The organism is Nocardia sputi, assembly GCF_023501985.1.
This window is the reverse complement of the sequence record NZ_JAMFLC010000001.1, coordinates 252,130-273,661: the sequence shown is the minus strand read 5'-3', so window position 1 is coordinate 273,661 and position 21,532 is coordinate 252,130. Positions and strand designations below refer to the sequence as shown.

Here is a 21,532-nt window from a genome sequence, read left to right as displayed (position 1 = left end):
CCTTCGGTCCGCGCACTCGCTGGAACGCGTTACGGCGTTCGCCCTCGAATGCGCCCTACGTGCAGCGGATCTGTGCCGATGTGGGCACAGCAACAGAGACTACCTCCAGTGATCCACGTTATGGTCACTGTTTTCCGTGGGCGTTCGCGATGAGGGGCAATACTGCGGGGCTAACCAGACCGGCTACTCGATTGCGACGCGGAGCGAAGACTCGCGGACCTGCTCGGCGTGCTCGCGCAGACGACGGGAACGCCGTGCTGTCGAAATGGGGACGCGGGTTGCCGGGGTTCGGTCGATCCCCGGCGGCGGGCAGGATGGGGTTCGCGTCGAGTTCTGCCGGGACGGGGTGGACGAGCTGCCTCCGCCGTCGGGTTCGCGGCCACCGTCGGCAACAGTTGCCAGACCAACGGCCCGCTATTGCCGATTGATTGCTCATTGAAGGATGTGACCGCACATTTAAGGCTATTCCCAGGATGTGACATCCAAATGTGAGTGCTAGAAGTTTGCCACAATTTGGTTTCGTCTCGTGTTCCGTCCCGTCGCGTGTGGACGCCGATGGATAATGACCGCGTGACGAGGATGGATCACCTCGCGCTGAGAAGCGCCTCCGCGATCGACAGCGTCATCGCGGGCACGCCACAGAGCGTGGGTAGCTTCCGCTTCTGGTTCGAGGATCAGCGATGGGAATGGTCGGAGGAAGTGGCCGCGATCTACGGCTACCCCGCGGGAAGCACGCGACCCAGTACGGAGTTGCTGCTGGCGCACAGGCACCCCGACGACCGCGCGCTCGTCGACCGGTCCATCGTCACCGCCGTGCGAACCGGTGAACCGTTCTGTGGCCGCCACCGCGTGATCGACACCGCCGGGCGCACCCGTCACGTCATCGTCGTCGCCGACCGCATGCTCGACGACCAGAAGTCGGTGGTCGGCACCGCCGGCTATTTCATCGACGTGTCCGGCACCCTCGAGGAGAACCGGCAGGAAGTTCTCGACGACACTTTGCCCGAACTGGTCGAGTCCCGAGGGGTGATCGAGCAGGCCAAGGGCGTGCTCATGGCCGTCTACGGCATCAACCCCGAACAGGCTTTCCGGGTGTTGCAGTGGCGCTCCCAGGAAACGAACATCAAGTTGCGGACGCTGGCGCGTCAGTTGGTCGGCGAGGTGCCCGCCATGGGCGGCGGTCCGGCATCGCAACGGGCCCGGTTCGACCATCTGCTGCTGACCATGCACGACGTGGCGGCGGCGAAGTGAGCCTCGGCCCGGCTCTTGTGCCGGGCCCCGTGGCCGCCCCCTTGTGAGACGGCCTTCAGTGGCGGTTGCCCGCGCGCGGCGACGTGGATCGGAGTGCCGGGCGCCTCACGTCCTCCACCGGCCGCTTGCCTCTTTGCGCCACGGCCACCCCGTGCCGCGGCCACGCCATTGGACGAACGCCCAGTTCGCTGCGGTGTCGCCACCGAATGCCCGGCGCGCGAACATCATCGAGCGCTCCGATGTTGCGTGCTCTTCGCTCTCGGGCCGATCCCAGCCCCGATAAGTCGGAGACAATTCATTAGAAGTAACCATAGTGGGAGGGAGTCGTTGTGGTCAGTGAGTACACATCGGCGCTCGAGCGGGAAATATCGGACATGCGCGGACAACACGAGCAGTTGCTGCGCAGCGGGCGACAGTGGTCGTTGCGCGAGATGTTCGGTACGCCCGACTGGGACATCGTCGATTACTGCCGTGACTTCCGGCCCAACCGGTTCGGGGCGCAGGCCTGTGCGGAGGTCGAGCGCTTCTGCCGCGAGCACGGGATCTGGCTCGAGCCCGCAGGCCCCCACTACAACAGCATGACGCCCTATCTGCATCCCGGTGCGGTCAGCGCCGAGCGGATGACGATCATCGGTCTCTACAACGCGATCCTGTTCTGGCTCAACGACACCGTCGGCCGGGAGAAGTTCGGGCATCTCGGCGACGACGAGCAGCAGCGGGCGCGCGTCGCGGTCGACCGGCTCTGTGTGCTCCTGCGTACGCGCTCGGCGCCGCGGGACCTCACCCCGTTGGAGGCTTCGACGTCGGCGTTTCTCACCAGGCTGTCCGCCCTCGCGGACCCGGCCTGGCTCGACCGGTTCATCGAGTCCACCATCGAGCATCTGCGGCCCGCGATCCGAGACCAGAACGCCCGTGCGCGCGGCGGGTTGCTCAGCGTCGAGGAGTACATCGATCTGCGGGGTCAGGTCTCGGGCATGTATCCCGCGATCGCACTGTGTGAGTTCGGGCGGAACGACTATCTGCCCTGGGACCGGATCGGCCACACCGGGTTGGCTGCTGATCTGCGTCGGCTCCGGGTGCTGACCGTGGAGATCGGAGCGCTGATGAACGACGTCTTCTCCTTCGAGAAGGAGTGCATCGTCGATCTCGCGGACTTCAACTTGATCCCGGCGGTTCTGCTCAACCACCCCGGCTGGTCGCTGGAGGACGCCGTGCGGGGCGCCACCGAGATCGTGCGCGCAAGGCTCGTGGAATTCCGGAAGGTGGGCGCGACGCTCGCCGAACAATGCGACCGCTTGGGCATCGAAGACGCCGCTTCGGCTGCTACCGTCTCGACTCACATCGCCGATCTGATCGCCTGTGTACAGGCGACCTGGGTCTGGCAGATCAAGACCTTACGGTACAAAGGTGCGTCGATATTCAGGGAGAACGGGCTGAAATAGGCACACCGCCCTCACCGTGCTCGCCGAATACTTCCGAGCGGGAGTACTCGACGGTCTCGAACATGTGTGGATACGATGCGTCGGGGGCTATCTCCGGCCTGAATGGTGAGGGGGTTGCGGTGGAACAGATCGAACTCGCCTCGATGGCGAACGTTTGGTGGCGCGCTTTGCAGGCCGTCGCCGGTGGGTCCATGTCGCTACCGGACCCCGAGGCCGTACTGCTCGGCATGCTCGAGGAGTTGGTGGCCGGCCTGGAGGCCGAACCCTTCGACGCGAGCGTCGGTCTCCGCGTGGGCGCGGCGCTGGCCTCCGCCGGGCTGGTCGGCCCGGCCGTGCCCAGCACGTCCGCGCAAGTCCTGTACGGGTTGGCCGAACGCGGGGTCGCGGATACCGGGCGGCGGCTCGCGGCGCTGCTCGCGGCGGTCGGTCAGGGATACGAAGCGCAGTCGCGCTCGCACGAGGACGCGGCCGCCGAGGCGACCCGCGCCGCCGACGAGCGGTTCCGCGTCGTCTTCGACAACGCCGCCATCGCGATCGCCATAGGTGACACCGACGGGACACTGCTGGATGTCAACCGGGGCCTGGCCGAGATGATCGGAGTCCCGGTCGACGCCCTGCGCGGGGTGTCGGTCTACGATTTCGCCCACCCCAACGACCGGGAGGGCATCCGCACGCTGGTGTACGACAAGCTGGTCCCCGCCGGGGAAGGCACGGTGAAGCTGGAACAGCGGATCCGCCGCGCCGACGAAAGCTATGGGTGGGCGTCGTTCGCCATCACCTTCGTCAAGGGCGTGGACGGGCAGAGCGACTATCTGCTCGCGGTCGGGGAAGACGTCACCGAGCAGCACCGGATGCGCGAAGAGTTGCACCGCCAAGCCCGGCACGACCCGCTCACCGGTTTGCCGAACCGTCGGCATCTGATCGAGCGGATCGACGCGATGATCGCCGACGCCCGCAACGGGGACCGCGCGGGGTTGTGTTTCGTCGACATCGACCGCTTCAAACACGTCAACGACCGCTACGGCCACGGCACGGGTGACCAGATCTTGACCGCGGTCGCCGGCCGCCTGCAGGACAGCGTGCGCGGATCAGGATGTCTGGTCGCCCGGATCGGCGGCGACGAGTTCGTCGCGCTGATCCCGCCGCCTGCCAGCGACCACCGGGTGGCCACCGTGGCCAACAGCCTGCTCGAGGCCTTGGTCGATCCGATCACGGCGGGCGATCGGAGGCTGCGCATGTCGATCAGCATCGGCGCGGTCGTCACCGCGGTCGCGGGCGCGGACGCCGAATCGCTGCTCGACGCGGCCGACACTGGTCTGTACCGGGCGAAGGCCGACGGCAAGGGCCGGTGGGTGTTGCACATCCTCGACACCGACACCTCGCGCGGTCCGCAACCGGTGTTGTGAACGGAAACGATCGAATGCCAGGTGACGCGCACCTAGCGGTTCCGGGCCGATGATGTCCGGCGTTCGCCATGGCGCGGCGGGGCGACGCTTTCAGCGGGCCAGCAGCCGGTGCAGGAACGCCGGTGGGACCATCGGACGTTCTTCGTGCCAACGGCCTTCGCGCAGGTCGTAGCTCAGGCTGTGCAACAGCGACATGATCCACGGCCCCTCGTCGAGCAGCGGCCTGACGACCCCGGCATCGGCGTACCGGATCACTACCGGCACCAATTCGTCCTTGGCCGCTTCGGGCTTTCCAGCGGCCGCGAGGCAGGAGGCGAGCAGCAAGGAGGCCTGTGCGGCAGCCCGTGGACGCCGGGCGGCATCGATGGAATTCCGCAGGTATTGCGCGCGCGCACCAGCGGCGGCGACCCTTTTTGCGGCTCCGGAACGCAGCAGCATCCGGATCGCGGAATCCTCGCGTAGTTCGGCGGCCATCGTGGCGATACCGCCTTCTCCGGCCGGGGGTTCGGTGACGTAGGTGGCGGTCAGGCCGAGCCGGACCTGCTCGTTGGCGATGCGGGTGGCCAGTCGCGGCAGCTTCAGGGCCCGCGCGACCTCGGCGCCGTCGTCCAGTCGCCGCGCCGCGGACGCCAGATCACCGCGCAAAGCCTTGATCCGGGCGCCGGTGGCGTAATTGGCCATCAGGAAGTCGACGGGGCCGCCCTCGGTGCCGAGCCGGCCGGCCTCGTCCAGCAGGCGCTCGGCCGCCGGGAGCTGGTCGCGTTCGTAGAGCAGCTCGCCGAGCAAAGCGCCTGCCAGACGCGCGGCGTAGGACTGCGGGCCCGAAGAGGTGGTGGCGATCTCGAGCGCGGTCCGGAAACTGCGTTCCGCCGTCGTGATGTCGAGCTGTTCACGCGCCGCGACGCCGACCAGACTGTGGCTGTACATCAAGATGAACGTGCTGCGGTTCTGCCGGTAGAAGGGGGTGGCCCAGTCGTGCCATTCCCGCGCCCGCTCGTAGTCGAACCGGCTGATCGCGGAGAACGCGGCGAGGTTCGCGGCCGCGGCCAGCGCCCACGGACCCAGCGTGTCCGCCCGGCTCAGGCACTTGTCGACTACGGCGTCCACGCCTTCGGGGTGGTCGGCGAACGTGCGTTCCACGCATGCGATGAGGTCGGCTTCGAGCGCGAGATCGGGGTCGGCGGCCGGAGCCTTCTCCCGCGACGCCCGGACCAGCCGTAACGCGGCATGCAGTTCGGTGGGCCTGCGTAGCAGCGCGTTCGTCCAGGCGATGCCGACCTGGAGCCGGGGGCGGTCGGCGGCGGCCGCCGGAGGAAGTTTGGCGACCAGTCCCAGAAACGTCGCGAGCTGGGCTTCCTGCACCAGATCACGAGATTTCGCCTCGAGTATGCCGACGGCCTTCTCATCGTCGTCGGCGGCCAGCGCGTGTTCGATGGCCTCGCTGAGCATCCCGTGGTCGCCGAACCAGGCGGCTGCCGTCCGGTGCAGACCGGGCACTTGCTCGGGGCGGTCGCGTTCGAGTCGCCTGCGCAGGAACTCCGCGAACAGATGGTGGTAGCGGAACCATTCGCCGTCTTCGTCGACGCGGCGCAGGAACAGATTGCGGCGTTCGAGATTCTCCAGGAGGGACTGCCCGTGCGGTCCACCGGTCAGCGCCGCGGCGAGGCTACCGGAGATCCGTTCGGGCAGCGAGGTTTTCAGCAGGGCGTCGAGGAGCTCGGGCTCGACGGTGTCGAGCACGTTCTCGGCCAGGTACTCGGCGATGGCGTGATGGTGCCCGGACAGGTGGGCGATCAGCGAGGCCGGGTCGGGGTGCTCGCGCAGCGACAGCGAGGCCAGTTGCAAGGCCGCCGCCCAGCCCTCGGTGTAGTCGCGCAGCTCGGCGCTCTCGGCGTCGGCCAGGCTCAGGCCGGTCTGCTCGGCGAGGAACGCACGAGCCTCCTCGGCGTCGAAACGCAATGCGGCGGCATCGATCTCCACGAGCTGGTGGCGCACGCGCATGGTGCCCAACGGCAGACTTTCCAGCGATCGGCTGGTCAGGATGATCTGAAGGTGGTGGGGGCCCTGCTCGAGCAGGTAATGCAGCGCATCGACGGCGGCCGGGTCGGTGATCCGATCCCAATCGTCGATCACCAGGGCGAATCGCTCGTCGCGGGCGTGAATCGCGTCGATCAGCGTGGTGAGCACATAACGCGCGGCGGCGTCGTCGCCCTCTTCCAGGACCGCAGCCAGGTCGGGCGCCAGTGCGGGGGTGACGCGGTTGAACGCCTCGATCAGGTGCGTCAGCAACCAGACGACGTTGTTGTCGTCGCGGTCGACGTTCAACCAGGCCACGGCCACGTGCTCGGTCTCGGCGAGACGCTTCGCCCATTGGGCGGCCAGCGTGCTCTTGCCGAACCCGGCGGGGGCATGGATGACGGCCAGGCGCGGTCGCGGCTCGGCTTGCAACGCGTTGATCAGGCGGTCGCGTTGGACCAGCGGCCGAGTGGGCATCGCCGGGCGGAACTTGGTCTCGGGTGTCGGCGGTGTCCTGGGGTGGGGAGTGGGAAAGCGCGCGGTGGCGATCAACGGCCGCGTGCTGAGGTCTCCGGCGGCCGGATGATCGGCGGTGGGGAGGGTCATGTGCTCCACCGGCATGCCGTTGCCGCGCTGGATCTCGCGCAGCATCTCACCGAATGCGGCGGCCGAGGGCGGACGGTCGGCGGGATCGTGCGCCATGCCGGCTTCGACGGCGGCGGCTATGTCGTCGGGGATGCCGTCGAGCCGCAGATCGGGGACCGGGTCGGCGGCGATGCGGAGGAACTGTGCGACGACCTGCTCGCCGGACCGGCGCTCGTACGCCGCGTGACCGGTGATCATGGCGAACAGCGTCGCGCCGAGCCCGTAGACGTCCGAGGCGACCGACGGAACGCCGGAGCGCAGCACCTCCGGCGCGGTGAACGCGGGGGAGCCGGTCACCACGCCCGTGGTGGTCTCGAAACCGCCTTCGACACGGGCGATCCCGAAGTCGGTGAGCTGGGGCTCACCGTAATCGGTGAGCAGGACATTCCCCGGCTTGATGTCGCGATGCAGAATTCCGGCGCGGTGCGCGGTCTCCAGGGCGCCGGCCAATTTGACGGTGATCGCGAGCGCGTCGGGCAACGGCAGGAATCCTTCCCGGCGGATGCGGTTCTCCAACGAACCCTGCGAGTGATACGGCATCACCAGGTAGGGCCGTCCGCTGCGCGTGGTCCCCACTTGCAGGATCGGGACGATGTTCGGGTGCCCGGACAGCGCACCCATCGCCTGCTGCTCGCGCAGGAATCGTTCGACGTTCTCCGGTTCGACATCCGGCCGTGCGGTGAGCACCTTGACCGCGACGCTGCGATTCAGCGCCCGTTGCCGACAGCGGTAGACGACCCCGAACCCGCCCTTGCCGATCAGTTCGGGGTCGTCGAGACCCGCGCCCTCCAGTTCGCGCTCGATACCTGGAGGCCGATCGTGCTGTGTGGCGAACGGGTCCGAACCGGCCATGGCCCTGCTCTGTGTCGGATGTGGTAGTCCTGCGGTAGATACCCAGTTTATGCCTGGCGAACCTCGGGTTGGTTATTACGGGTGATATAGAGAGGGAGGTTGGCGCGGGCAAGTGTCGCTGGAACGATGTCGGCGAGCGGTGCCGAGCTCGCGTCGGCAACAGGTATCGCCCGCGATGGTCCCGGGGCTGTGGGGCTCTCGCCGATCGGACCGGGTCGGGCGGCGGCGTGTCGGCGGTGTGTTGCGCGACCTGCCATGGCTGCGGCCATAAGATGCCTCGGCACGCCGGAGCCGGCCCGGCCGTCGCGCGGGCCGCACGAGATCCGTTGTCGGCGTCCCCGGTCGGTGCGCTTCGTGAGGAGGTGGAATGCTCTGGGTTGTTCAAGTGCTCGCCGTCGCGGCCGCACTGCTCCATGTCGGCATCTTCATCATGGAGTCTGTTCGGTTCACCGATCCCAAGGTGTACCGGAGGGTCTTCCGGATCTCCGAGGCAGAACTGCCCGCGGCGCGGCCGTGGGCGTTCAATCAAGGCTTCTACAACCTGTTTCTCGCGGTGACGACACTGGTCGGCGTGGCGATCCTGCGGGCGGCGCCGGAGGCGGGATGGGCGCTGGTGGCGACCGGGTGTGGGTCGATGCTCGCCGCGGCGGTGGTTCTGGTGGCGCATGACCGTCGGTTCGCCAGAGGCGCCATAGTGCAAGGAGTTCTGCCCGCGCTGACCCTACTCACCGCGCTGACCCAGCTCTGAATGCGGCCATGCGGTCGAAGATCGATCGCATCGCCGGTGCGACGCTTCGGGATCGGCACGGCGGCTCGACCGGTGATGCCGACCGCGAAGTATCGCCTCGCGAGGTTCGGCCGAACCGCCCGGATGCCGCCGGAAACCGAAGGTCCGTGGCGATAGGAAAATTCGTACCGACTTTGCGGTATGCGACGGGGGAAATGACCGGAAATCATGGCAAGAGCAGCGGTTGCCAGGCATGCTTTCGGGATAGCCGATCGGTGTGGCGAGGCTCGGCCGATAAGCCGAAAATTGTTGCGGCGAGTGTGCTCTGGGCGTGAAATCGCCGTCAGGAGTCCTTGACCGCAGAAATGCAGACGCAATCTTGCGTTCTTGCATCTGTACGTGCATGATCCAGCTAGCCTAGTTGTGACAACGATCCGATGACCGGGATAACGGAATCGAGAGCCAATTATGTTGGTACAAGAAGCGTTGGTGTCGGGAGAACTCGGAGTGCGGCGGTGAGCGCGCCGACAGTCGGCGTCTTACCGACCGCCCCGCAATTGCTGTGCGCTTTCCAAGGACGTCGTTTCCAAGACCGGGAACTACTACGGTCCGCGCACGCACTCGCCGAGTTGCACCAGCGTCGCGCGCAGGTGGTGGACGCCGCACTCGTCGCCGAAATCGACTGCAGGCGCCGCGAACTCGTCGACGAGATCAACGACTGGGTCGCGCAGGAGATCCCGCAGCATCGCAACGGGTCCTCGCTGCACACCGAAAGTCTCGGTTCCGTAGTGGATCGTATGGCGCGCAGCTGGGTGGACGCGAATCAGGTCATCCACACCGAGGGCGGGCGCAGCGACAATACCCATAAACACTGGTATCAACTCGCCGAACTGGTCGACGGATACACTGATCTGGTAACCGACGTGGCCGGTGGCCGCCGCCGTTTGCCCGAGCAATGAGCTCGAACAACCAGCTCGTCGCGACGGTGGTCTCGTCCGAGTGGTGACGTCCCGGTGCCGAGTCATCCGACCAGTGGCTCCATCCGGGCAACAGCGTCGCCGGCACAGTGACGGCGGGCGCAATGGGGCGCCCCGCCCGGCGTGCCGCGTGGTCGACTGGCGCGGCACGCCCGTACCGATTCCGCTATGTGGCAATTATTCCGCAACTAGTGTGGGCTGACCTCTGCGTGCCGCCCGGCGGGCACGCCGTTGCTTGCGGAAGCGGCGAATCCGGCTCGCGAAGAAGTACACCAGCGTCACCCCGATGACGAGCAGGACCGCCGCGACCACCGCCGCGGCCACCGGGTGGAAGACGGCGAGGGTGATCACGCCCGCGACGGTCACGTCCTCGGCGGTGCTGACCACGATGTTGCTGGCGGGCTCGGGAGAGGTGTTGACGGCCATCCGCGTTCCCGCCTTCACCAGGTGGCTCACCAGCGCGGCCACACCCCCGACCGCGCCCGCTGCGAGTTCGGGGAGCGATCCGTCCTGCCCGGCCAGCAACGCCGCCACCACGGCCCCCGCGACCGGCCGCACCACCGTGTGCACCGCGTCCCAGAACGAGTCGAGATACGGGATCTTGTCCGCCACGGCCTCGAGCAGGAACAACACCGCGGCCGCGATCAGGACATCGGTGCGCTGCAACGCATCCGGCACCGAATCCGCGAATCCGAAACGGCCGAAGAGTCCGAGGAGCAGGACCACCGCATAGGCGTTCACGCCGCTGGCCCAGCCCGCGGTGAAGATGAGAGGTAGTGCGGACACGCGCCCATGGTAGGGCGATCCACCGACACAGGAGCTGTCGTCCGCGCGACCGGCTCAGCGCACCTGCGGGGCGACCTTCTCACCGAGCAGGTCGATAGTGCGCAGGACCTTTTCGTGCGGCAGAGTGCCGACGCTGGTGTGCAGCATGAAACGGTCCAGCCCCAGCGTGCGGCCGACGGCGGCGATCTTCTCGGCGACGTAGTCGGGTGAGCCGACGAACAGCGAGCCCTCCGGCGAGCGCAATCCGTCGAACTGCGTGCGCGTCATCGGACCCCAGCCGCGCTCGCGTCCGATGACGCTCATCGCCAGCGCGTACGGCTCGTAGAAGTCGGCGACGGCTTGCTCGTCGGTGTCGGCGACGTACCCGTGCGCGTGCACCGCCACCGGCTGCTCGGAATGGCCGCCCTGTTCCAGAGCGCGATGGTAGAGCTCGACCAGAGGCTTGAACCGGGCAGGCTGTCCGCCGATGATCGCGATGGCCAGTGGAAGCCCGAGCAGTCCGGCGCGGATCACCGACTCCGGGCTACCGCCCACCGCGATCCAGACCGGCAGCGGTCGGTGGTCGGTGCGCGGGTACACGACCGCGTCGCGCAGCGGCGGCCGGAACTTGCCGCTCCAGGTCACCGGCTCGTCCTGGCGCAGGCGCAGTAGCAGCGCCAGCTTCTCCTCGAACAGTTCGTCGTAGTCCGCCAGGTCGTAACCGAACAGCGGGAACGACTCGGTGAACGAACCGCGTCCGGCCATCAGCTCGGCGCGGCCGGCGGACAAGCCGTCCAGCGTCGCGAAATCCTGGTACACCCGGACCGGATCGTCGGAGCTCAGCACGCTGACCGCACTGGTCAGCCGGATGCGTTCGGTGCGCGCCGCGATGGCCGCGAGTACCACCGCGGGGGCGGAGGCGGCGAAGTCTCTGCGGTGATGCTCGCCGACGCCGTAGACGTCGAGACCCGCCCGCTCGGTGGTGACGGCTTCCGCGACGACCTGGCGCAGCCGCTCGGCCGCGGTCGGCGCGGGCCGGTCGCCGACGGGATAGAGCTCGGCGAAGGTCGTGAGTCCCAATTCCACGGCACGAGCCTCCTTCCTGACTGGTTTCAATGTCAACCATTTACGAAACGGACCGTGGTCCGAAACTATTCCGCCTGGCTCTCGGCATCGGCGCGGTCGTCCGATTACGCTGTTCGCTATGTCTGTCCGCACTCGCAAGCCGCTCGTTCCCGGCACGTTGTCGCCCACCCGTGAAGTCCCGCGCACCATCGAGCGCCCGGAATACGCGTGGAAGAAGACCGCCAACGAGGGACGCGAGCCGTGGGTGCAGACCGCGGAGACGATCGAGAAGATGCGGATCGCGGGCAAGATCGCCGCGCAGGCGCTGGAAGAGGCGGGTAAGGCGGTCGCCCCCGGCGTCACCACCGACGAGCTCGACCGCATCGCGCACGAGTACATGTGCGACCACGGGGCGTACCCGTCGACCCTGGGGTACAAGGGTTTCCCGAAGTCGTGCTGCACCTCGCTGAACGAGGTCATCTGCCACGGCATCCCGGACTCGACCGTGATCGAGGACGGCGACATCGTCAACATCGACGTCACCGCCTACATCGACGGGGTGCACGGCGACACCAACAAGACCTTCCTCGCCGGTGATGTCGAGGAGGAGGTGCGCCTGCTGGTCGAGCGGACCGAAGAGGCCACCATGCGGGCCATCAAGGCGGTACGGCCGGGCCGGGCGCTGAACGTGATCGGCCGCGTCATCGAGTCCTACGCCAACCGTTTCGGCTACGGCGTGGTGCGCGACTTCACCGGCCACGGTGTCGGCCCGACGTTCCACAGCGGTCTGGTCGTGCTGCACTACGACCAGCCCGCGGTGGAGACCATCATCGAACCGGGCATGACGTTCACCATCGAGCCGATGATCAACCTCGGCGGCATCGACTACGAGATCTGGGACGACGGCTGGACCGTGGTCACCAAGGATCGCAAGTGGACCGCGCAGTTCGAGCACACGTTGGTCGTCACCGAGTCGGGGGCCGAGATACTGACCCTCCCGTGACGGACGGCCTGGCCGGTCGCACACCGGAGGATTCGGCCGTGATGAAGGGCGCACTGCTGGTCGCGGGCACGACCTCGGATGCGGGTAAGAGCGTCGTCGTGGCCGGGATCTGCCGGATGCTGGCTCGGCGCGGCGTGCGCGTCGCGCCGTTCAAGGCGCAGAACATGTCCAACAACTCCGTGGTCACCCTCGACGGCGGGGAGATCGGGCGGGCGCAGGCGTTGCAAGCCCAGGCGTGCGGGTTGGAGCCGAGCGTGCGGTTCAATCCCGTCCTGCTCAAGCCGGGCAGCGACCGGCGGTCCCAACTGGTCGTGCGGGGGCGGGCGATCGGCACCGTCGGGGCTGAGGACTACTTCCGGCATCGCCAGGAGTTGCGCGGCGTAGTGGCCGCCGAACTCGCCGCGCTGCGCGCCGACTTCGACGTGGTCGTCTGTGAGGGCGCCGGATCGCCCGCCGAGATCAACCTGCGCGCGACCGACCTGGCGAACATGGGTCTCGCGCGGGCCGCGGGCCTGCCGGTGCTGCTCGTCGGGGACATCGACCGCGGAGGCGTGCTCGCCCACCTGTTCGGCACCGTCGCCATTCTGGAACCGGAAGACCAGCAATTGATCTCCGGTTTCATCGTCAACAAGTTCCGCGGCGCGGTGGAGCTGCTGCGGCCGGGGCTGGAGCGCCTCACCGAACTCACCGGCCGCCCCACTCTGGGTGTGCTCCCGTATGCCGAGGACCTCTGGATCGACGCGGAGGACTCGCTGGGCACCCTCGCCGACGCGCCGGTCGGCCGTCCCCGTCCGCCGGTGGGCGCGGAATGGCTGACCGTCGCCGCGATCCGGCTCCCGCGCATCTCCAACTCCACCGACGTCGAGGCGCTGGCCTGCGAGCCCGGCGTCGCGGTGCGCTGGGTGAGCGAGCCGTCCCGGCTGGCGGACGCCGATCTGGTGGTGCTGCCCGGCAGCAAGGCGACGGTGTCGGATCTGCGGTGGTTGCGGCGTACCGGCATCGCCGACGCTCTGCGGGCGCGCGCCACGGCGGGCGGACCGATCCTGGGCGTCTGCGGCGGATATCAGATGCTCGGTAGCCGCATTGTCGACCGCGTCGAGTCCGGCGCCGGCGTGGTCGACGGCCTCGGGTTGCTGGATCTGACCGTCGAATTCGCCGAGTCGAAGGTGTTGCGCCGCACCGAAGGGCACGCCGCGGGACTCGTGGTGCGCGGCTACGAAATCCATCACGGCCGTGTCACCCACCGCGGCGACCCGGCGTGGCTCACCGTCGACGGAGAGTCCGAGGGCAGTGTGCGTGGCACGGTGTGGGGCACGCACCTGCACGGACTGCTGGAGTCCGACGAGTTCCGCCGCGGCTGGCTCCGCGCGGTCGCCGCGTCGGCGGGCCGGTCGGGTTTCGTTGTGGCCGAGGATGTCTCGGTCGCGGGAGTGCGTGCCGCACAGCTGGATCTGCTGGCCGACCTGATGGAAGCCCACCTCGACCTCACCGCGCTCGAGCGCCTGATGGCCGAGGGTGCGCCCGCCGGTCTGCCCGTCCTGGCCACTGAGGCGGTCCTCGCGCGCGACCGTATCGGTTGACGCGAGCCACCCAGCGCCTTACCTTGCAGTAAGGAATTCGGCGCCAGGTAAGATCTGGGCTGATCGAGCACGGTCGGGTGTGAGGACGATGGCGGCGGAGAAGAGGCCGGGCAGCCGAGGGGGCAATGTGGTGTCGGCGACGGTGACCAGTAAGGGACAGATCACCATCCCGATCGACGTGCGCGTGGCGATGGGCTTGCGCACGGGCGTGCGGGTCGCGTTCGTGCCGACACCGGACGGCACCTACGAATTGGTGCCGGAAACCCGCACGATCAAGGCGCTCAAGGGCATCGTGGGCTGGTCCGGCTCGCAGATCGGCCTGGCCGAGATGAACGAGGCCATCGCGGGCAACGTCGTGGAAGGCAAGGCGCGATGATCGGCTTGGACGCGAATGTGCTGATTCGCTACCTCACCCAGGACGACCCGGAGCAATCCGCCCGGGCCAATCAGGTGATCGACGGGCTCAGCGAGAGCAAACCCGGTTACGTCACGATGATCGTGCTCGCCGAGATCCACTGGGTGCTGCGCCGCGGGTACAAGCAGGACCCGGAGGCCGTCACCGACGTCCTGCTCGGACTGCTCGACTCCAGCGAAATCGTGGTCGAGCGCGCCGACACCGTGCGTCAGGCGCTGCGCCGGGCCGCCGACGGCGCGGACTTCGCCGACGCGCTGATCCAGCAACTCGGCCAGGAGGCCGGATGCGACCTGACGGTCACCTTCGATCACAACGCGGGTGAGCGGGCCGGGATGCGCCTGCTCGCCTGAACCCGGCCCCCCGACCCACCGCTGCGGTGGCGTGATCCGTGTAGCGTGATTCGGCATGGAATCTCGGCAGATCACGGTCGGTGACCGGGCGTGGACCGTGCGGATCGACGGACCGGAATCCAGGCACAGCGTGCTGCTGCTGCCCGACGCGGGTGACTCGGCGGACGTCTTCGATCAGGTGTGCGCGCGCCTGCACACCTCGGATCTGCGCACCTACGCCGTGGAGTCGATCCACGATCTCGATGCGGCGGGTGTGACCGCGATCCTGAACGAACTGGGGTTGCCGTGGGTCAACCTGGCCGGGCGCGGCGCGGGCGCGGTACTGGCCTGGCAGGCGTGCGCGCGCGGATTCGGCCGCTTCCAGAGTCTGGTAGTGGCCGATCACGGCCACCCGGCAGCACCGGGCGCCGACGGCGCGGTGCGGGACGCGACCATCGGCCCGGTCGAAGTGCCGACCACGCTGTTGGTCACCAAGAATCTCCCGCGCTCGGTGGCCGACAGGTCCGGGCGATTCGTCTACGGCGAGTTCCGGGTGGTCGAGGTCGACGTGACCAACGTGGCCACCGAAGCCGACCACGAGCTGGCCACCGAGATCGTGCTACGCACCAGCCTCTGGTGAGTTCGCGCCCGCCGGGGCCTGGTAGCCCGCGAGCCAGTCGAGCCAGCTGTCGAGCTCGGCGAACGCCTGGGCCAGCGGTTCGGGGCCGGACAAGAACACGTCGTGCCTGGCGCCGTCGATCGGCACCATGTTGGTGCGGTCGCCCAGGCAGCCCGACCAGCGCTGGATCTGCTTGACGTCGAGCACGGCGTCGGCCACGTCCACGGCGGGACCGTACTGCCGGGCGAACTTCGTCATCCGAGAGCGCAGAATCAGCGAAGGCACCCCGATGTCGAGGCCCTGGTGCAGCTGGGCGTGGCCGTTGCGGATCGCGCGCAGCCAGCCGAGCCGAACCGGGAAGCCCTCCAACGGCTTCCAGTCCAAGTTGTAGTTCCACTCGCCGGACACCGAGTGGTGCAGGCTGTCGCCGTAGGTGCTGATCTTCGCGCCCGGCAACCGGACCATCTTCCGGAACCGCCCGACCGCTTTGATGATCGGCGTGCCGATCGTCCGGTAGTACGCGGGACCCTGCAGGTCGAACCACGGGCTGTTGAGCACGACGCCGGTGATGCCCGCGGCCGCCGTGCCCCGGGCACGGTTGAGCCGATCCAGCCACAGCGACACGACCAGACCGCCGGTGGAGTGAGCGTTGAGCACTACGGGCGCGCCGGTCTCGGCCCGGATGATCCGCAGCGACTCCGCGAGCTCGCGGTCGTAGAAAGCGAGATCCGTCACATAGTGCGGGGTGTGTCCCTCGCGCAGCGAGCGACCACACTTACGCAGGTCGAGCGCGTAGAACTGGAAGCCTCGCGCGGTGAAGTGCTCGGCGAGATGCTCTTGGAAGAAGTAATCGGTGAAGCCATGGACGTAGAGCACCGCCCCAGCGGTCTGCTCGACGGCGCCATTGGGCACGTAACGCACCAGCGTGGCGACCACCTCGCCTTCGCCGTCGGGATCGGGCCCCAGGGGCAGCGTGCGCTGCTGGTAGTGCGGGCCTAGGACGTCGGGGCGCCAGCCCCCGCCATCCGGAGAGGTGCTGACCGGCTCGGCAAGCGACTGTTCGTTCGTCACGCGACCAATCTATTGGACGCTGTCAACCGCTCACAGGCCACGACCGTCTCCCCGCCGCCGAAGTGACGACGATCTCTGTCGCATTCGGCACATTCCTCGGGCTCGCTACCGGGCCGCAGCGTGGTGAGGTGCACAATTGGGCTTAGGTGAACGGCGGGTAACCTAATTCCCGCCATGCCGTTCGGGGCCGGTGGACGCCGGAACCGAGCCACAACCACACCGTGCCCAGGCTGGTCCACCCGCCGGTGGACCCGCGCAGAAGGACAAGGAAGTCGATCTACCCGTGCCGAACGCTGCCATGACTGAAAAGACCGATGTAGTACTCATCGGTGCCGGAATCATGAGTGCCACTCTCGGCGCGCTGCTGCGGCAGCTGCAGCCGGACTGGTCGATCTCCCTGTTCGAGCGGCTCGACGCCGCCGCCGCGGAGAGCAGCGATCCGTGGAACAACGCGGGCACCGGGCACTCCGCCCTCTGCGAACTGAACTACAGCCCGCAGCAGCCCGACGGCTCGGTGGACATCACCAAGGCCGTCGACATCAACGAGCGCTTCCAGGTCTCCCGCCAGTTCTGGTCCTACGGCGTGGAGAACGGCATCCTCGCCGATCCATCCGCCTTCATCAACCCGATCCCGCACGTCAGCTTCGTGCACGGCGCCGACAACGTGGACTACCTGCGCAAGCGGTACGAAGCGCTGGCCCCGCACCCGCTGTTCGAGGGCATGGAGTACATCGACAGCCCCGACGAGTTCACCCGGCGCCTGCCGCTGATGGCGCGTGGGCGCGACTTCTCCGACCCGATCGCGCTGAACTGGACCGACGGCGGCACCGACATCGATTTCGGCGCGCTCACCCAGGAACTGCTGGCCTATCTCGGCGCCTCTGGCGTGGACTTGGCCTTCGGGCACGAGGTGCGCGACCTGTCCAAGCAGTCCGACGGATCCTGGCTGATCACCGTGCGCAACGTCCGCACCCGCCAAACCCGCAGGCTGATCAGCAAATTCGTGTTCGTCGGCGCGGGCGGCGGCGCGCTGCCGCTGCTGCAGAAGGCGAACATCAAGGAGGCCAAGGGATTCGGCGGGTTCCCGGTCAGCGGTCAGTTCTTCCGCTGCGTCAACCCGGCGCTGATCCACCAGCACGAGGCCAAGGTGTACGGCAAGGCCGCGGTCGGCGCACCGCCGATGTCGGTGCCGCACCTGGACACGCGCGTGATCAAGGGCAAGCCCGGCCTGCTGTTCGGCCCGTACGCTGGCTGGACGCCGAAGTTCCTCAAGGACGGCAAGAACACCGACCTGTTCAAGTCGGTGCGGCCGAACAACATCTTCTCGCTGCTCGGCGTCGGCGTCACCGAGCTCGGTCTCACCAAGTACCTGATCAGCGAGCTGCTGAAGTCCGAGACCGGCAAGGTGACCACGCTGTCGGAGTTCATCCCGCGGGCCGCGGGCAAGGACTGGGAGCTGATCACCGCGGGCCAGCGCGTGCAGGTGATCCGCCGCAAGGGCGTGGGCGGCGTGCTCGAGTTCGGCACCGCCGTGATCGCCGCGCAGGACGGCACGATCGCCGGGCTGCTCGGCGCCTCCCCGGGCGCCTCCACCTGCGTCACCGCCATGCTGGACGTCTTGCAGCGCTGCTTCCCGCAGGAGTACGCCGAGTGGACGCCGAAGCTGAAGGAGATGGTGCCTTCGCTGGGCGTGAAGCTCTCCGACAACCCCGCTCTGTTCCACGAAGTGTGGGATTGGACCTCCAAAGCGCTCAACCTCGTCGACGGCGGTGACAACACGCCTCGGCACACAGGGGTCGCGGCGAACGCCTGAGTTGTGATAGCAAGGCGCGATGATGTCAACGGTTGCTCTGAAACGCTCCTGGGCGCAGGATCTCGATACCGCGACGCTCTACCAGCTGTTGAAACTTCGCGTCGAAGTCTTCGTCGTCGAACAGAAGTGCGCCTATCCCGAACTGGACGGCAAGGACCTGCTTCCCGAGACCAGGCACTTCTGGCTCGACGACGAGGGTGAGGTCATCGCCACGCTGCGGCTGTGTGAGGAGCACCGGGACGGGGTGAAGAGCTTCCGCATCGGCAGGCTCTGCACCGCGGCGCCCGCCCGTGGGCACGGATACACCACGCGACTGCTGCAGGCGGCGCTGGCCGAGGTCGGTTCGGCCACGGTCCGGCTGAGCGCCCAGAGCTACCTGATCGACCTGTACACCAAGCACGGCTTCAAGGTCGACGGGCCGGAATTCGAAGAGGACGGTATCCCCCATGTGCCCATGCGCAGGGGCGGGGAGTGATCGTCGTCCCACCGCCGTTCGCACCCGCTCCGGGCATCTCCGGGGCGGGTGCGGCGTTTTCGGCGGCCTGTCCGCATCGGTTCTGAATCGAAGGGCACTGGCGGACGGGTGAGGCGGCGCGCTTAGAGTTGGGGCGTGTCCGTGTCCCATGCCGAAACAGTGCCGACGTCCGACCAGCACAGCCGCACGCGTTCCGGAGCGGACGGTGAGGTGGGATTCCCCTTCTCGGCGGTGGTCGGGCAGGAACGGCTGCAACTGGCGTTGATCCTCTGCGCGGTGCATCCGGGGATCGGCGGCGTCCTCGTGCGCGGCGAGAAGGGCACCGCGAAGTCGACCGTGGTGCGCGCGCTGGCCCAGCTGCTGCCGCCGGTGGTGGACGAGACCGGGGCGCGGCCCGCCCGGCTGGTGGAGTTGCCGGTGGGCGCGACCGAGGATCGCGTGGTCGGCTCGCTGGACCTGGAACGGGTGCTGCGCGACGGGGAGCAGGCCTTCCGTCCCGGTCTGCTGGCCGCCGCCCATCACGGGGTGCTCTACGTGGACGAGGTCAACCTGCTGCACGACCATCTGGTGGACGTGCTGCTGGACGCCGCGGCGATGGGCCGGGTGCATATCGAACGCGACGGCGTCTCACACTCGCATCCGGCGCGTTTCGTGCTGGTCGGCACCATGAACCCGGAGGAAGGCGAACTGCGTCCGCAGCTGCTGGACCGGTTCGGGCTGACCGTCGACGTGGTCGCCTCGCGGGATGTGGACGTGCGCATGGCCGTGGTGCGCCGCAGGCTGGACTACGAGGCCGACCCGGCCGGTTTCGCGGCCCGGTACGCCGAGGCCGACCACGAGGTGGCCGAAAGAATCCTCGCCGCCCGCGACCGGGTGGGCCCAGTGACGCTCGACGACGTGGAACTGCGCCGGATCGCCGCGCTGTGCGCCGCGTTCGACGTCGACGGGATGCGCGCCGATCTGGTCGTCGCACGCGCCGCGACCGCGCATGCCGCCTGGCGCGGCGCCGACGCGGTGACCGAGGACGACGTACGGGTGGCCGCCGAACTGGCGTTGCCGCACCGGCGCAGGCGCGATCCGTTCGACGAGCCCGGCATCAGCGAGCAGCAGCTGGACGACGCCATGCGTGACGCCGCGGCGCAGGCGCAGCGCGCCGAGCAGACGGCCGAGCCGGACCGGACGCCCCAGGATGCCGGGGAGCCGGACGGCGCGACAGCCGACGACGCGGATTCGGGCGGCACTTCCGGCGACGACCCGGACGGTGGCCCCGAAGACCCGTCCCCGCCCGAGGGGCCGGGCGGAGGAGCACGTGAAGGACGCAGCGGCGCACCGGTTTCCGCCGCCGCGCGAACACCACGGTGGGAGGTTCCCGGCGTCGGCGAAGGCGCTCCCGGGCGCCGCTCCCGCGCGGAATCGCGGCACGGGCGAGTGGTGCGCTCCAGAGCCGATACCTCTTCGGGCCTGCATCTGCTCGGCACTGTCTTCGCGGCCGCGCCGCATCAACGTTCCCGTGGCCGCGGCGACGGGCCGTTGCGGCTGGCCGCCGCCGATCTGCGTGGCGCGTATCGGGAAGGGCGAGAAGGCAACCTGGTCGTGTTCGTGGTCGACGCGTCTGGTTCCATGGCCGCCCGCGACCGGCTGTCGGCCGTCACCGGCGCGGTGGTCACCCTGCTGCGGGACGCCTACCAGCGCCGCGACAAGGTCGCCGTCGTCACCGTGCGCGGCGCGCAGGCCGAACTCGTGCTGCCGCCCACGTCGTCGGTCGACATCGCGGTGCGCCGGTTGTCCGGGATGCGCACGGGCGGGAAGACGCCGTTGGCGGCGGGCTTGGTGAAGGCACGCGAGGTCGTGCTGCGCGAGCGTGTGCGCGATCCGCGCCGCAGGCCGATGCTGGTGCTGCTCACCGACGGTCGCGCCACCGGCGGCGTCGATCCGGTTCCCCGCGCCCGAGCCGCCGCGGCATTGCTCGCCAGGGACGCGGTCACCTCGATCGTGGTCGACTGCGAACGCGGCATGATCCGCCTCGGCCTTGCCGCGGATCTGGCCCGTGACCTGCGGGGAAACTATCTGAAGCTGGCCGAGCTCACCGGCGATTCGGTCGCGGACCTCGTCCGGGCGAGTTCCGGGTCCCCGAGCGGTACCTCGGTGCGGGCGGCTTGAGCAACCGGGAGAGTCACCGTCGAACGGCGCGCGCCGCTCGGCTTCTCGCCGGGGACTGCGCGATCCGCCCGGTCGGCGGCGCCGGCTCCGCGCGGATGTCTCGCGACGGCGTGCCCGGCAATGGCCCGACACCGGCGCCGGACGGGGAAACCCGTGCGCTCGCTGTCTGGACGCGGAGTCGAGTGCGGATCGGATCGTGGTGATCCGAGGACAAGCTAAGGAGATTCGATGCCCAAGGGTGTTCCGGAGACCGTTCCCGACGACGGGCTGACCACGCGGCAGCGGCGCAATCAGCCGGTGCTCGCGGTGCACACCGGGCCGGGTAAAGGCAAGTCGACCGCGGCGTTCGGGATGGCGTTGCGGGCCTGGAACCAAGGCTTCGACGTCGCGGTGTTCCAGTTCGTGAAAAGCGCCAAGTGGAAAGTGGGGGAGGAGGCGGCCTTCCGTGCCCTCGGCACGCTGCACGAGCAGACCGGAGCGGGCGGGCCGGTCGAGTGGCACAAGATGGGCGAGGGCTGGTCCTGGACCCGCAAGCAGGGCGACGAGTCCGACCATGCAGCGGCCGCCCTGGCCGGTTGGCAGGAGATCGCCCGCCGCCTGCGGGCTCAGCAGCACCGCTTCTACGTCCTCGACGAATTCACCTATCCCCTGAAATGGGGCTGGGTGGACGTCGCCGAAGTCGTCGACACCCTCCGCGACCGCCCCGGCAACCAGCACGTCGTCATCACCGGCCGCGACGCCCCGCAACCACTGCTCGAAGCCGCCGACCTGGTAACGGAAATGACCAAACTCAAACACCCCATGGACGCGGGCCGCAAAGGCCAGCGAGGCATCGAATGGTAGCCGTCCCACCCTCCCCGCCGAGTGGCACATCGCCGGGACGAGTCGCCGGATGCCCCCACGGTGGAGTGCCACTCGCGC

General features: G+C 68.4%; 18 protein-coding genes. 14 read left to right on the top strand and 4 right to left on the bottom strand.

Annotation, left to right across the window (positions count from 1 at the left end; translation table 11 throughout):
* Window positions 1-579 precede the first annotated feature (579 nt).
* From M8859_RS01380 to M8859_RS01370, 3 genes are all read left to right on the top strand, one after another.
* Entirely contained in the window at window positions 580-1,251 is a 672-nt protein-coding gene (locus M8859_RS01380; protein ID WP_249643697.1) for a PAS and ANTAR domain-containing protein, read from the top strand.
* Window positions 1,252-1,580: 329 nt separating this feature from the next.
* A complete protein-coding gene (locus M8859_RS01375; protein WP_195070474.1) occupies window positions 1,581-2,693 on the top strand; it encodes a terpene synthase family protein in 1,113 nt (370 codons plus the stop codon).
* Window positions 2,694-2,812: 119 nt separating this feature from the next.
* On the top strand, window positions 2,813-4,099 hold the full coding sequence (locus M8859_RS01370) for a GGDEF domain-containing protein (protein WP_223512794.1): 1,287 nt from the start codon (window positions 2,813-2,815) through the stop codon (window positions 4,097-4,099).
* 90 nt (window positions 4,100-4,189) lie between these two features.
* Here the strand turns inward: M8859_RS01370 and M8859_RS01365 are convergent, their stop codons facing one another.
* The gene (locus tag M8859_RS01365) at window positions 4,190-7,612 is read right to left on the bottom strand and encodes a serine/threonine-protein kinase (RefSeq protein WP_195070475.1); all 3,423 of its coding nucleotides are present in this window, start codon (window positions 7,610-7,612) and stop codon (window positions 4,190-4,192) included.
* A 367-nt stretch (window positions 7,613-7,979) separates the two neighbouring features.
* On the opposite strand from M8859_RS01365, the gene M8859_RS01360 reads away from it, so the two are divergent.
* Complete coding sequence (locus tag M8859_RS01360; protein ID WP_249643619.1) at window positions 7,980-8,360, top strand: DUF1304 domain-containing protein; 381 nt, start codon at window positions 7,980-7,982, stop codon at window positions 8,358-8,360.
* 494 nt (window positions 8,361-8,854) lie between these two features.
* A complete protein-coding gene (locus tag M8859_RS01355) occupies window positions 8,855-9,298 on the top strand; it encodes a DUF4254 domain-containing protein (RefSeq protein ID WP_249643618.1) in 444 nt (147 codons plus the stop codon).
* A gap of 195 nt (window positions 9,299-9,493) precedes the next feature.
* On the opposite strand, the gene M8859_RS01350 is transcribed toward M8859_RS01355, so the two are convergent.
* The gene (locus M8859_RS01350; RefSeq protein ID WP_159919816.1) at window positions 9,494-10,102 is read right to left on the bottom strand and encodes a DUF4126 domain-containing protein; all 609 of its coding nucleotides are present in this window, start codon (window positions 10,100-10,102) and stop codon (window positions 9,494-9,496) included.
* Window positions 10,103-10,156: 54 nt separating this feature from the next.
* A complete protein-coding gene (locus M8859_RS01345) occupies window positions 10,157-11,167 on the bottom strand; it encodes an LLM class flavin-dependent oxidoreductase (protein ID WP_159919814.1) in 1,011 nt (336 codons plus the stop codon).
* A 118-nt stretch (window positions 11,168-11,285) separates the two neighbouring features.
* Here M8859_RS01345 and map point away from each other — a divergent pair, with 118 nt between their 5' ends.
* From map to M8859_RS01320, 5 genes are all read left to right on the top strand, one after another.
* Entirely contained in the window at window positions 11,286-12,149 is an 864-nt protein-coding gene (gene map, locus M8859_RS01340; protein WP_159919812.1) for a type I methionyl aminopeptidase, read from the top strand.
* 41 nt (window positions 12,150-12,190) lie between these two features.
* The gene (locus M8859_RS01335) at window positions 12,191-13,729 is read left to right on the top strand and encodes a cobyric acid synthase (protein WP_159920300.1); all 1,539 of its coding nucleotides are present in this window, start codon (window positions 12,191-12,193) and stop codon (window positions 13,727-13,729) included.
* 88 nt (window positions 13,730-13,817) lie between these two features.
* The gene (locus M8859_RS01330; protein WP_249643617.1) at window positions 13,818-14,105 is read left to right on the top strand and encodes an AbrB/MazE/SpoVT family DNA-binding domain-containing protein; all 288 of its coding nucleotides are present in this window, start codon (window positions 13,818-13,820) and stop codon (window positions 14,103-14,105) included.
* The gene (locus tag M8859_RS01325; RefSeq protein WP_159919810.1) at window positions 14,102-14,494 is read left to right on the top strand and encodes a type II toxin-antitoxin system VapC family toxin; all 393 of its coding nucleotides are present in this window, start codon (window positions 14,102-14,104) and stop codon (window positions 14,492-14,494) included. The genes M8859_RS01330 and M8859_RS01325 overlap by 4 nt, the downstream gene beginning before the upstream one ends.
* 55 nt (window positions 14,495-14,549) lie before the next feature.
* Window positions 14,550-15,113, top strand: a complete 564-nt coding sequence (locus M8859_RS01320) for an alpha/beta hydrolase (protein ID WP_159919808.1) — start codon at window positions 14,550-14,552, stop codon at window positions 15,111-15,113.
* On the opposite strand, the gene M8859_RS01315 is transcribed toward M8859_RS01320, so the two are convergent.
* Window positions 15,093-16,163, bottom strand: a complete 1,071-nt coding sequence (locus M8859_RS01315; protein WP_249643616.1) for an alpha/beta hydrolase — start codon at window positions 16,161-16,163, stop codon at window positions 15,093-15,095. The two genes, M8859_RS01320 and M8859_RS01315, sit on opposite strands and share 21 nt — an antisense overlap.
* 298 nt (window positions 16,164-16,461) lie before the next feature.
* On the opposite strand from M8859_RS01315, the gene mqo reads away from it, so the two are divergent.
* From mqo to cobO, 4 genes are all read left to right on the top strand, one after another.
* A complete protein-coding gene (gene mqo / locus M8859_RS01310) occupies window positions 16,462-17,976 on the top strand; it encodes a malate dehydrogenase (quinone) (protein ID WP_159919804.1) in 1,515 nt (504 codons plus the stop codon).
* A gap of 19 nt (window positions 17,977-17,995) precedes the next feature.
* Window positions 17,996-18,451, top strand: coding sequence for a GNAT family N-acetyltransferase (locus M8859_RS01305; RefSeq protein ID WP_039799420.1), 456 nt, complete (start codon window positions 17,996-17,998; stop codon window positions 18,449-18,451).
* 159 nt (window positions 18,452-18,610) lie between these two features.
* On the top strand, window positions 18,611-20,611 hold the full coding sequence (locus M8859_RS01300; protein WP_249643696.1) for a VWA domain-containing protein: 2,001 nt from the start codon (window positions 18,611-18,613) through the stop codon (window positions 20,609-20,611).
* Between the two features lie 228 nt (window positions 20,612-20,839).
* Window positions 20,840-21,454 carry a cob(I)yrinic acid a,c-diamide adenosyltransferase gene (cobO, locus tag M8859_RS01295; protein ID WP_159919800.1) on the top strand — a complete coding sequence of 205 codons (615 nt, stop codon included), beginning with the start codon at window positions 20,840-20,842 and terminating at the stop codon, window positions 21,452-21,454.
* The last annotated feature ends 78 nt before the right edge of the window (window positions 21,455-21,532 follow it).